Origin of the sequence: Micromonospora sp. NPDC005806, assembly GCF_042871425.1 — a bacterium.
In the GTDB taxonomy this organism is placed as follows: domain Bacteria; phylum Actinomycetota; class Actinomycetes; order Mycobacteriales; family Micromonosporaceae; genus Micromonospora.
On sequence record NZ_JBIAIL010000042.1, the window covers coordinates 12273 to 24140 of the forward strand.

The window sequence follows — 11868 nt, forward strand, 5'->3', positions numbered from 1 at the left end:
ACCAGCCGCATGACCTGCACGGATGGGGTTTCCGGCACCCGCAGTGCTCCAGGCGGGTTGCGGCGATCAAGTTCGCCTCGTCGGCGTCGATGACGCCAGCCGCGACCGCACGCGCGAGGACCAGGTCCGGGTGGTCCCACGGCTGGATCGGCGCGATCGGCCCGGTCGCGTCGACATGGATCAGCTGGGCGTCGGAGTCGGCGTCACGGGCCTTGCGGGCGGCCCGCAGACCGGCGTCGATGAGCCGGCCGACCACCCGGCGCGGCTCGAGGTCTATGGTCTTGAGCCGTTCGACGAACCCGACCAGCAGCTCCGCGTCCAGATCACGGGTGTCGCCACGCCATCCCGCTGCAAGGAGCCCGGCGACATGACGCAGGCCGGGCATGGCGATCCCCACCGCGGCCACGACCCAGGCCGGGCCGTCCCGGCGAGCGCGGATGACCAGCTCACGCCACACCGCGTCGCGGACCTCGACACTGGTCTGCGGCGAGAGCAGCATCGTTCGCAGCCGCTCCAACGGCAAGATCTCATCAGGCAGGCCAGCGAACCCGCGACCGTCGAACCCGATATGGGTCGGCGGCTGGACCAGCAGCGTAAAGGCACGGTCGGCCGCAGCCAGCGGAGACGACGGCCAGGATCGAGCAGACATGGCATCCCTTGCGAGGAGTTCGGCACCGCACCCCCTGATGGCGGTGCGAGGCCTCTATCCGCGCACGTCCACCCGACAGTCCAAGACCACCTCAATCGGCGGTGATGCCTGTTGGGCCTGCTCAAGGGCCATGTCCGCCCAACAGCCAACCGGAACATGGCATCCGACATCGACCGGCGGGAGAGCCCAACAGCGCAGCTCACAGCCCTGTTAGGTGCTGTTGGCTGAGAAGATCGAGCCATTTTCATCCTGTGTAGCGGTTCGCTTCGACGTGGTGCAGGACGAGGATGGCCTGCACGATCGCGGTGGCGCGGCGTGGGCAGCAGCGCAGCTTGGTCAGGATTTTCCAGGTCTTGAGCGTGGCGATGGCTCGTTCGCCGCGAGCGCGGATTCTCGCGTGCGTCCGGTTGACCGTCTTCTGGCGGCGTGACAGCTTCGGCCGGAAGCGGTGCCGCTTGAACGGTGTGCGCACGCTGCCCCGAGCGCCTTGGTAGCCCTTGTCGGCGAAGGTCATCACGTCTGCGCTGGTCAGCGTGTCGATGATGCCGTGGACGCGGGCGGCGGTGAGGTCGTGCGCCGAGCCCGGTAGTGCCGGTGAGGCCCACACGAGCCGGCCAGCCGGGTCGGCGATGACCTGCACGTTCACGCCGTGGCGCTTGTGCTTGCCGGAGTAGTACGGTCTCTGGTCCGCCACCCGGTCGATCGGAATCAGGGTGCCGTCCAGGATCGCGTACGCCAGGCGGCGGATGCGCCGCATCGCCGTGGCCAGGTCCTCGGCGGCTGCGGTGAGCAGGGTGATCGCTTCCTGCACGTTGCGCCAGGCGGTGGCGACACCGACGGCGAACCCGGCGGCGAGCCGGGTGTAGGTGTCACCGTTGCGCAGGTGGGCCAGGGCAAGCAGTGCCTGTCGCCCGGGGTCGAGACGCCGCCACCGGGATCGATGCTGGGTGCGGTGCGCTCGGATGAGGTCGGCGAGGTGGTTCAGGGTGCGGCTGGACAGCGGGATCGTGGAGGGGTAAGACAGCACAGGCGAGGCTCCCGGTCGGGGCATCGGATCTTGGTCGACTGCTGTCTTACCTGGAGCCTCGTCCTCATCGATCTCCGGGCCCGCCACACCCGCCCTGAACGGCAAGATCAGCTGGAAAAGGCTCATCGGCAAGCAGACGGATCTGGGTGTCGGTCGGCACCGAGCCCGAAGCCGGAGGCTGTCGGCGCCGACCGTGAGAAGCCGGCTGTTGGCTACCCAACAACGCGCGGGGAACCGCTGTTGGGCCAATGCCCGCGCTGTTGGGCCAACGGCGAGGACTGTTGGGTCGACGCCGAGAACTGTTGGGTGAACCAGCGCGATCTGTTGGGCAGCGCCACTCAACAGAGCCGCCGGCGCTGTTGGGCGCTGTTGGGTGCCCGGCCGCCGTAGTCGGTGGTCCGAGCCGGGTCACCGAAGCCATTGGTAGGTGCGAACACGGCCAGTCAGCGTGGGAGCTACCCGCACATGACTGCTTCTCCAGACCCCACGCCAACCGGCGTGGCACGCCCGAACCCCTGCAAAGACGACGCATCGAAGAACCACGGCGACGCAGTCCTCGTCGGTGGTGATGTCCCGCTCGCCGTCTGGCGGCTCGATGACCGCAACGACGCCGGACCCGCCACCGACCCCGGGGCCCGCCTGGCGTCGCGCCTGGCCCAGCGACTCGTCCTCGTGTACACCCGACGCGGCGACGCGGTCGTCGACTTCGACAGCGACCCGCAGCTGGAATACGCCAGCGCCCACGCCTCCCGCTCGTACCTGTCCATCACCGACCCCAGCGAGGTCGCAGACCTCGACGCGCTCACCGAACCCATCAGCCTCGTCGTCCTACGGTGGCCCCCGCGGCACGCCGTCAGGACCTCGGCCAGCATCGCCGACCTGTTCGCCGCGGGCCGGCTCATCATGACCGCCGACACCTGTGCGATCGCCGCAGTGAGCTCCGCAGCGCCCGGCCAGCCCGGCACCACTTTCGCCGAGCACCTCGGCGAGCTGCTGCCCGCCGCCCATACCGCCGGCCTGACCCACGTCCTGCAGATCGTCGCCGTTCCCGGTCCCGGCGACGGTGACGAATTCCTCTACTACGCCACCGAGGCCGAGGCCGTGGCAGCGCGGAAGAACTCGCCGGTCGGCGACGGCAAGCTCAACTACTCCGTGGATCTTCTGGTCTTCACCCGGAGGGCTGCGACATGACTAGCCGCTCGACCGCCTCGCAGCCCGAGGGAGCCCCGTCATGAAAGTGGATTTCACGAGGCTGGTGGCGGAGCTGCCTCCGGCGTGGGCGGCGTTCCTCACGGACTGGGACCGGTCGTTGCGGTCCGGGAACTACCCATCGACCACCCGATACAACTATCTGCTCGCCGCCGCCCAGCTCGGTCGATACCTGGCCGACGACGGCCGCCAAGACGAGGTGGGGGAAGCAGCAGCTACACCAACAGCGGTGACCCGGCGTCATGTCGAGGCGTTCCAGGCATGGATGGTGCAGACCCGATCGGCTTCGACCGCGCTCAACAAGCACAAGGCCCTCCAGCAGTTTTTCAAGTGGTTGGCCCTGGACGAGGAGGAGATCGAACAGTCGCCGATGCTGCGGGTACGCCCACCAAAGACGCCGGTCACGTTGATCCCGATCATCCGCGACGAGGACACCAAGAGACTGCTGGACACCTGCAAGGGGAAAGACTTCGTCCAGGTCCGCGACGAGGCGATCATCCGGACGCTAGCCAACACTGGAGCACGTCTTTCCGAGGTGGCCAATCTTCAACTCGGCGACGTCGACCTGTCGCTCGACACCCTGCGTTACCACGGCAAGGGCGCCAAAGACCGGCGGGTGCGGCTGGGGCCCAAGACGGCCCGGGCGGTCAGCCGCTATCTGCGGGTCCGTGGCAGCCACCGCGCCTTCGGGCTGCCCGACCTGTGGTTGGCCGTGCGCGGCGCGCAGCCGTTGTCCGCCAACGGCATCAAGCTCATGCTCACACGGCGCGGTCAGCGCGCGGGAGTCAGCAACGTGCACGCACACCGGTGGCGAAACACTTACGCCCACGAGTGGAAGTTGGCCGGCGGGGACACCGGCGATCTCATGTTGCTCCTCGGCTGGACGTCCGAGGACATGCCTCGCCACTACGGTGCCAGCGCGGCAGCCGAACGCGCTCAGCGAGTCCAGGCCCGGATGGGGATCGGTGAACGTGTCTGACCGCGGAGACACCCACGAACCGCCCGACGCGGCAGGAAAGCGGCGAACGGCAGGCCTGACACCGGAGCAGCGCCGGCGACGGGCCCGCATCGCCGCACACGCCTCCTGGGCAGCCACCACCGACCGCACGACTCGAACAGCCGCCGGTACGAAAGCTTTCCTCGACCGCTTCGAACGCCAAGTCGACCCCGAAGGCACCCTGCCCGCCGACATCCGCACCGCTATGGCACGGCACGCGCGGACGGCATACATGCTGCAGTTGGCCGAGCGATCGGCGGCGGCGAGGAAGCGCCGAACCCAGAAAGCATAGGAGTCTCACTTGCGTCGGCGGTTCCCACCGACCGACTGACCTCGGCCGTCGCCTCGGAGAACTCGTTGGGGACGCGCCCTTGAGCACAGACGCCGTGGCGGATGCGGGCGTTGCGCTCGGCGGCGTCGGCGGAGCAGACCAGTCGACCGATCTCGACGCAGCGCACGCGCAGGCCGGATCGTCGATCACATAGCGGGGAAGTGTGCGCCGCGAATCGCGCTCGGCGCTGCCGCACCTGACCTCTCGGTCCGTCCGGGAGGGCCGGGTGCGGCACCTGCTCCTACACTCGTTCGCCGATGCCCAGCCGTGCCTGCGTCTCCTGCGCCCGCTCTGCGGCGGCGCTAGCACCGTAGTGCCGGGGCATGTCCTCGGATGTCCAGCCGAGCAGCAGCATGAGATCTCCGGTGTCTCCCCCGGCACGCTTCCACTCGTGGGCGAAGGTGTGGCGCCACCGGTGTGCGTGCAGGTCCGGCACGTCGGCTGCCTGACCGAGCCGCTTGAGCCGGATCTTGATGCCGTTCGGGGTCAAGGGGGCCACGCCGCGCTCGGCCAGCCACAGCTGAGCCAATGCGGCGCCCTTGTGCTTGTCCCGGGCCCGTAGATAGCGGCTCAGCGCCCGCGCGGTCTTGGGCCCGAACCGGACCCGTCGGTCCTTGGCACCCTTGCCGTGGAAGTGCACCGACTCGGTGTTCAGGTCGACATCGGCCACGAGGAGGCCGCCAACCTCGGACAGCCGGGCACCAGTGTTGCAGTACAACCGAATCAACGCCTCGTCCCGCAGGTTGGCGAAGCCCTTGCCCTTGCAGGCGTCGAGGAGCTTGCTGGTGTCCTCGTCGCGCAGAACCGGGATCAGCTTCCGGGGTGTCTTCGGCTGCCGAACCCGTTCCATCGGCGACCGGTCGATGGCCTGCTCGTCGACGAGCAGCCACTTGAAGAACTGCTGCAGTCCCTTGTGCTTGTTCAGCGCCGTCGACGCCGACCTGGTGTCGATCATCCAGGCCTGGAACGCCTCCACGTGCGCCCGGGTCACCGCACACGGGTCGTCGGCGGCGTCATCGGCGTCCGGATCCGGGGAAGCCTCCCCCAGATACCGGCCCAACTGCGCGGCAGCGAGGAGGTAGTTGTAGCGGGTGGTCTCCGGGTAGTTCCCGGCCCGCAGCGACCGGTCCCAGTCCCGAAGGAACCCGGCCCACGTCCGGGACAGTCCGACGGTGAGCTTCTGAAGATCGAGAAGTGGCATGACAACCTGCCCGAGTCAAGGAGTCCAACAGCGGCGTGCTAGACCAGGCACCCATGCCAAGCAATGAAAAGAGGGCTTCCGCAAGTCGCTGACCTGCGGAAACCCTCTCGCTGTCGGGACGGCCGGATTTGAACCGACGACCCCTTGACCCCCAGTCAAGTGCGCTACCAAACTGCGCCACGTCCCGATGCCCCCGCGCGGTGTTCTCCGCGGCAGCCGCTACAGCTTAGCGCAGGATCTTCGCACGGTGCGCACAGGGCCCTGCCCGTGCCGCGCGCTCCAGGCCACCTCCCCTAAAGCGTCCTAGGCGGCTGGATTGAGGGGGGAGACGAAGACGCCGGGTGGGCCGTCGGGACGGCGCCACCCGGCGTCGGGTCGTACGGGAGGACGGGTCAGCCGTGGGCCTTGCCGCGACCGCCCGGGCCGAGCTTCTTTCGCGGGCGTACCGAAATGTCGATCGGGGTGCCCTCGAAGCCGAACTCCTCGCGGAGCTTGCGCTCGACGAAGCGCTGGTAGCCGGCGTCCAGCGGTCCGGTGGTGAACAGCACGAAGCGCGGCGGGGCCACCCCGGCCTGGGTGGCGAAGAGGATGCGCGGCGCCCGGCCACCGCGCACCGGGTGCGGGGTGGCCTGGACGAGGGCGGTGAGCCACTGGTTGAGCTGCGCGGTGGGGATGCGGGTCTCCCAGCTCGCGAGCGCCTTGCGCAGCGCCGGGGCGAGCTTGTCGACCGCGCGGCCGGTCTTGGCCGACAGGTTGAGCCGGAGCGCCCAGGGGATGCGGCGCAGTTCCCGGTCGATCTCCTTGTCCAGGTAGTACCGGCGATCGCCGTCGACCAGGTCCCACTTGTTGAAGGCGATGACCAGGGCGCGGCCTGCCTCCACGACCATGGTGAGGATCCGCTGGTCCTGCTCGCTGATCACCTCGCTGGCGTCGAGCAGCACCACCGCCACCTCGGCCGCCTCGATCGCGGCGGCGGTCCGCAGGCTGGCGTAGTACTCGGTGCCGCTGGCCTTGCCGACCCGCTTGCGCAGGCCGGCGGTGTCCACCAGCTGCCAGGTCTCCCCGCCGATCTCCACCAGGCTGTCGACCGGGTCGACGGTCGTGCCGGCGACCGAGTCGACCACCGCCCGCTCCTCGCCGGAGAAGCGGTTCAGCAGGCTGGACTTGCCGACGTTGGGGCGGCCGACCAGAGCCACCCGGCGCGGGCCGCGGGGGCGGTACTCCACCACCTTCGGCGCCTCGGGCAGCGCGTCCATGATGGCGTCGAGCAGGTCGCCGGAGCCCCGGCCGTGCAGCGCCGAGACCGGGTACGGCTCACCGAGGCCGAGCGACCAGAGCGCGGTCGCCTCCATCTCGATGGCGGTGTTGTCGGCCTTGTTCGCCACCAGGATCACCGGCTTGGCGCTGCGTCGCAGCATCTTCACCGCGGCCTCGTCCACATCGGTCGAACCGACCATGGCGTCGACCACGAAGAGCACCACGTCGGCGGTGGTGACGGCCGCCTCGGCCTGGGCGGCGATCGCCGCGGCCCGGTCCTTGGCGTCGGGCTCCCAGCCGCCGGTGTCCACCACGGTGAACGCCCGGCCGTTCCACTGCGCGTCGTACGGGACCCGGTCGCGGGTGACGCCGGGGATGTCCTCGACGACCGCCTGACGGCGGCCGATGATCCGGTTGACCAGCGTCGACTTGCCCACGTTGGGGCGGCCGACCACGGCCACCACCGGCTGCGGGCCGGTCGGCTCACCGGGCTCGACCTCCGGCTCGCGCAGCTCGACCCAGCCCCCGAAGTCCTCGCTCATGCCACACCCCGCTCGGTGAGCAGCGCGCGCAGCCGGGCGACGACCTCGTCGATGCCCAGCTCGGTGGTGTCCAGCACGACCGCGTCGGCGGCCTGCTGGAGCGGGTTGACCTTGCGGGTCGAGTCGAGCTTGTCCCGGCGGGCCAGGTCGGCGGCGGTCGCCGCGACGTCGGCGGCGTCCTCGGCGCTGCGCCGCTGGGCGCGGGCCGCCTCCGAGGCGGTCAGGTAGACCTTCAGGTCGGCGTCGGGCGCCACCACCGAGCCGATGTCGCGGCCCTCGACCACGATCCGGCCGGCCTCGGCGATCACCTGCCGCTGCCGGGCGACCAGCAGCTCGCGGACGGCGCCCACGGCGGCCACCGCGGAGACCGCGCCGGTCACCTCGGGACCGCGGATCGCCTTGGCCACGTCGACGCCGTCGGCGGTCACGCCGTACCCCTTGGGGTCGGTGCCGATGCGCAGGTCGACCTCGCCGGCGACCTTGGTCACCGACTCGGTGTCGGTCAGGTCGACGCCGGAGCGCAGCACCGCCCAGGTGAGCGCCCGGTACATGGCGCCGGTGTCGAGGTAGCGGGCACCGAAGCTGACGGCGAGCCGCCGCGACACGGTGGACTTACCCGAACCGGATGGCCCGTCCACAGCGACCACGCAGCGCCCGGCCGGTACGTTTTCCTCCACCGTTGTCCTCCTCAGCCCGTACCTCGCGGGTCGCCGGTTGTCCCCGGTGCCGTTGAGCGGTTGTTCCTCATCGTCAATCATCCCGCGCCGCGCGGGCCGGCCGCGCGGTACGCCGCCGGGGGCGATCCACGCCACCCGCCGGCCCGCGGGCCGCGTCGAAGCCTACCGGGAGCGGTACCCCGATCGAAGGGTCAGTCACCCACCGCCTTGAACAGGGCGGCGACCTCGGCGTTGGTCAGCCGCCGGGTGCGCCCGGCGCGCAGGTCACCCAGGCGGATCGGCCCGATCGAGGTACGCACCAGCCGGGCCACCGGGTGGCCGACCTCGGCCAGCAGCCGCCGGACGATGTGCTTGCGCCCTTCGTGCAGGCTCACCTCCACCTGGGCGGTCTTGCCCAGGGTGTCCACCACCTTGAACGAGTCGACCTTCACCGGCCCGTCCTCCAGGTCGACGCCGGCCTGAAGGCGCTTGCCGAGGCTGCGCGGGATCGGCCCGGACACCTCGCACAGGTAGGTCTTCTGCACCCCGTACGAGGGGTGCATGAGCCGGTGGGCCAGGGTGCCGTCGTTGGTGAGCAGGAGCAGGCCCTCGCTGTCCGCGTCGAGCCGCCCGACGTGGTAGACCCGCTGCTCCACCCGGTTGCCGAGGAAGTCCGACAGCGCCGCGCGTCCCTTTTCGTCCGCCATGGTGGAGACCACCCCGCGCGGCTTGTTCATGGCCAGGTAGACCAGCCGGGTGTCGACCTGGAGCCGCTCGCCGTCGACGTGGATGACGTCCCGGGTCGGGTCGGCCTTGTCGCCGAGCTGGGCGACCCGGCCGTTGACGGTGACCCGGCGCCGGAAGATCAGGTCCTCGCAGGCGCGCCGCGAGCCCACCCCGGCGGCGGCGAGCACCTTCTGCAGGCGCTCGGCACCCTCGTACACGGGGGCGTCGGGCTTCGGGGCACGGTCATCACGTCGCATCGGCAAGCTCTTCTACGTCGTCGGGAAGGAAGGGGGCCAGCGGCGGCAGCTCGTCCGCCGAGTTCAGCCCCAGCTTCTCCAGGAACATGGTGGTGGTCCGGTAGAGGAACGCACCGCTGTCCGCTTCGGTGCCGCACTCCTCGACCAGGCCGCGGGAGACCAGGGTACGGATCACGCCGTCGCAGTTGACACCCCGGATCGCGGAGATCCGCGACCGGGTCACCGGCTGCTTGTAGGCGACCACGGCGAGAGTCTCCAGCGCGGCCTGGGTCAGCCGTACCGACTGCCCTTCCAACACGAACCGCTCGACGTAGGTGGCGTATTCCGGGCGGGTGTAGAGACGCCAGCCACCGGCGGCCCGGCGCAGCTCGAAGCCGTGCCTGGCGGCGGTGTAGCCGGCGGCGATGTCGTCGAGCATGGGGCCGATCCGCTCCGGGGCCTGTTCCAGCACCTGGGCCAGGGTCAGCTCGCTGACCGGCTGGTCCACCACGAGCAGGATCGCCTCCAGGGCGCCGCGCAGCTCCGCGTCGTCCAGCTCGGGCGCGGGCTCGGGTGCCGGCGCCGCCCGCCGCCGCCCCCGCTTCTCGGGTATGCCCGCCGCGTCCCCTTCCCCCGCCAGCGGTCCGGGCTCGTCGGCGGACGACTCCTCCCCCACCGCACCGTCGCTCCCGCCGGTCGGCTCGGCCTCCTCGGCGATCCTGGTATCGACCGGCCCCGCCAGGGGCGTTTCCGTGCCAAGATCCGCCGCGACCTGGGCGGGCGGGGAGATCTCGGCAGCGGTCGGCCCCTCCAGGGGCCGTTCGCGGCCAAGGACTGCGGCGGTCTCCGACGGGGCCGGCGTCGCGTCGGCCGGCTCGGCCTCCGCCTCGGCGGCCGGCTCGGGCTGCCGCTGTGCCGGCGGCTCGGGCTGCTGCTGCTCGGTGGGCTCGGGTTTCGGCGGGGCGGGACGCTCCCACGGGGGGATCCAGGCGGCGGCCTGGTCGGCCAGGGAGTCGTGGCGCTCCTCGTCGCTCATCGGGGTCACTCCTGCGTCGTGGCCGGATCGCCGGCGGGCGGGGCGGCCGGCTCCGGGGAGCCGGCGTACTCGTCGATGGTCAGCTCGGTGTCGCCGTCGGCGGAGCCGGTCCAGCGCACGGTCAACTCCTCCAGGGCCTGCTCCTGCACGAAGGCGACCAGCCCCTGCCGGTAGAGCTCCAGCAGGGCGAGGAACCGGGCCACCACCTCCAGGGTGATCTCGCAGTCGGCGCAGAGCAGCGAGAACGGGGCCGTGCCGGCCCGGCGCAGCCGCTCGGAGATGATCTCCGCGTGCTCGCGGACGCTGACCCGGACCATGTGCACGTGGGCGATCGACACCTCCGGCACCGGCTTCGGGGTCATCGCCTTCAGCGCCAGCTTGAGCAGCCGCTCCGGGCCGATGCCGAGCACCAGGTCGGGCAGGGCCTCGGCGTACCGGGGCTCCAGGGTGACCGCACGGGGGTAGCGGCGCCCACCGACCGACTCCAGCTCGGCCAGGTGCGCCGCCGCCTCCTTGTACGCCTTGTACTGCAGCAGCCGGGCGAAGAGCAGGTCCCGCGCCTCCAGCAGGGCCAGGTCCTCCTCGTCCTCCACCTCGGCGGCGGGCAGCAGCCGAGCCGCCTTCAGATCGAGCAGGGTGGCGGCGATCAGCAGGAACTCGCTGGTCTCATCCAGGTCCCACCGGTCGCCCATGGCCCGGATGTACGCGATGAACTCGTCGGTGACCTTGTGCAGGGCCACCTCGGTGACGTCGAGCTTGTGCTTGCTGATGAGCTGGAGCAGCAGGTCGAACGGGCCGGTGAAGTTGTCCAGCCGGACGGTGAAGCCGCTGGCCTCCTCGACGGTGGCCGGGTCGGCGGGCACCACGCCGTCGACCTCGGCGGCCAGCTCGGCGGCGGCCACGGCATCGCCGGCGCCGCGCTGGGCGGGCGGGTCGAGGGGTGGTGCGGTCACCGGAAAACCGTAGTCCACGGCCCGGACACCCGGCGTTCGGCCTACCGGTCCGCCTGGGCCGCGATCACCTCGCGGGCGAGCTGGCGGTAGTTGCGCGCGCCGGAGGAGGCCGGGTCGAGGGTGGTGATCGGGGCCCCGGCCACGGTCGACTCCGGGAACTTCACCGTCTTGGTGATCACCGTCTGGTAGACCTTGTCGCCGAACGCCTCCACCACCCGCTGGAGCACCTGGCGGCAGTGGGTGGTGCGGCTGTCGTACATGGTGGCGAGGATGCCCTCGAGCTCGAGGTCGAAGTTGAGCCGCTCGCGCACCTTGTCGATGGTGTCCAGCAGCAGCGCGACCCCGCGCAGGCTGAAGAACTCGCACTCCAGCGGGATGAGCACGCCGTGCGCCACGGTCAGCGCGTTGATCGCCAGCAGGCCCAGCGAGGGCTGGCAGTCGATCAGGATGAAGTCATACTCCTTGCGGACCGTCTTGAGCACCCGGGCCAGGGCCATCTCCCGGGCGACCTCGTTGACCAGTTGGATCTCGGCGGCGGAGAGGTCGATGTTGGCCGGCAGCAGGTGCAGCCCGGCCACGTCGGTCTTGATCAGGACGTCCTCGGCGGTGACGTCGTCCTGCATGAGCAGGTTGTAGACCGACAGGTCGAGGTTGTGCGGGTTGACGCCCAGGCCGACGGAGAGGGCGCCCTGCGGGTCGAAGTCGACCAGCAGCACCTTGCGGCCGTACTCGGCGAGCGCGGCGCCCAGGTTGATGGTGGTCGTGGTCTTGCCGACGCCGCCCTTCTGGTTGGCCATCGCGATGATCCGGGCCGGGCCGTGCCGGTCGGTCGGCATGGGCTCGGGGATCGGCTTGCGCATGGTGTAGGCGGCCGGGTCGGCCGGACCGAGGTCGCCGCCGAGCGTCGCCTGCTGCTCACGGAGCTCCGACGTCCAGGTCTCGGCACGGTCCTCGTTGCCTGCCATGTCCTCGTTGCCCCCTCCCGACGACCACCCTGGCGTCGGAGCCGTCCGACGTCCCTCGCGGCGCCGCTGCGCACCCCCGGTTG

Annotated in this window: 11 protein-coding genes and 1 tRNA gene; 3 read left to right on the top strand and 9 right to left on the bottom strand. The window is 70.7% G+C overall.

What is annotated here, in order from left to right:
- The first annotated feature begins 22 nt into the window (after nucleotides 1–22).
- Nucleotides 23–754 carry a hypothetical protein gene (locus ACFYOS_RS30270; protein ID WP_387148819.1) on the top strand — a complete coding sequence of 244 codons (732 nt, stop codon included), beginning with the start codon at nucleotides 23–25 and terminating at the stop codon, nucleotides 752–754.
- Nucleotides 755–893: 139 nt separating this feature from the next.
- Here the strand turns inward: ACFYOS_RS30270 and ACFYOS_RS30275 are convergent, their stop codons facing one another.
- Nucleotides 894–1676, bottom strand: a complete 783-nt coding sequence (locus tag ACFYOS_RS30275) for a transposase family protein (RefSeq protein WP_387148821.1) — start codon at nucleotides 1674–1676, stop codon at nucleotides 894–896.
- 498 nt (nucleotides 1677–2174) lie between these two features.
- Here ACFYOS_RS30275 and ACFYOS_RS30280 point away from each other — a divergent pair, with 498 nt between their 5' ends.
- The gene (locus tag ACFYOS_RS30280) at nucleotides 2175–2867 is read left to right on the top strand and encodes a hypothetical protein (protein ID WP_387148823.1); all 693 of its coding nucleotides are present in this window, start codon (nucleotides 2175–2177) and stop codon (nucleotides 2865–2867) included.
- A gap of 64 nt (nucleotides 2868–2931) precedes the next feature.
- Complete coding sequence (locus tag ACFYOS_RS30285; RefSeq protein ID WP_387148825.1) at nucleotides 2932–3864, top strand: tyrosine-type recombinase/integrase; 933 nt, start codon at nucleotides 2932–2934, stop codon at nucleotides 3862–3864.
- A gap of 590 nt (nucleotides 3865–4454) precedes the next feature.
- Here the strand turns inward: ACFYOS_RS30285 and ACFYOS_RS30290 are convergent.
- The 8 genes from ACFYOS_RS30290 to ACFYOS_RS30325 all read right to left on the bottom strand — a co-directional run bounded on the left by ACFYOS_RS30290 (nucleotide 4455) and on the right by ACFYOS_RS30325 (nucleotide 11785).
- Nucleotides 4455–5414 (bottom strand): tyrosine-type recombinase/integrase, encoded by a 960-nt coding sequence (locus ACFYOS_RS30290; RefSeq protein ID WP_387148827.1) that lies wholly within the window; start codon nucleotides 5412–5414, stop codon nucleotides 4455–4457.
- Between the two features lie 113 nt (nucleotides 5415–5527).
- Nucleotides 5528–5601, bottom strand: a tRNA-Pro gene (locus tag ACFYOS_RS30295).
- Between the two features lie 205 nt (nucleotides 5602–5806).
- Entirely contained in the window at nucleotides 5807–7213 is a 1407-nt protein-coding gene (der, locus tag ACFYOS_RS30300; RefSeq protein WP_387148829.1) for a ribosome biogenesis GTPase Der, read from the bottom strand.
- Nucleotides 7210–7890 (bottom strand): (d)CMP kinase, encoded by a 681-nt coding sequence (gene cmk / locus ACFYOS_RS30305; RefSeq protein ID WP_387148831.1) that lies wholly within the window; start codon nucleotides 7888–7890, stop codon nucleotides 7210–7212. Before cmk ends, der begins: the two co-directional genes overlap by 4 nt.
- 191 nt (nucleotides 7891–8081) lie before the next feature.
- Nucleotides 8082–8852, bottom strand: a complete 771-nt coding sequence (locus ACFYOS_RS30310) for a pseudouridine synthase (protein WP_387148833.1) — start codon at nucleotides 8850–8852, stop codon at nucleotides 8082–8084.
- A complete protein-coding gene (gene scpB, locus ACFYOS_RS30315) occupies nucleotides 8842–9867 on the bottom strand; it encodes an SMC-Scp complex subunit ScpB (RefSeq protein WP_387148835.1) in 1026 nt (341 codons plus the stop codon). The genes ACFYOS_RS30310 and scpB overlap by 11 nt, the downstream gene beginning before the upstream one ends.
- A 5-nt stretch (nucleotides 9868–9872) precedes the next feature.
- Nucleotides 9873–10820 carry a segregation and condensation protein A gene (locus ACFYOS_RS30320; RefSeq protein ID WP_387148837.1) on the bottom strand — a complete coding sequence of 316 codons (948 nt, stop codon included), beginning with the start codon at nucleotides 10818–10820 and terminating at the stop codon, nucleotides 9873–9875.
- Between the two features lie 41 nt (nucleotides 10821–10861).
- A complete protein-coding gene (locus ACFYOS_RS30325) occupies nucleotides 10862–11785 on the bottom strand; it encodes a ParA family protein (protein ID WP_387148839.1) in 924 nt (307 codons plus the stop codon).
- Nucleotides 11786–11868: the final 83 nt, after the last annotated feature.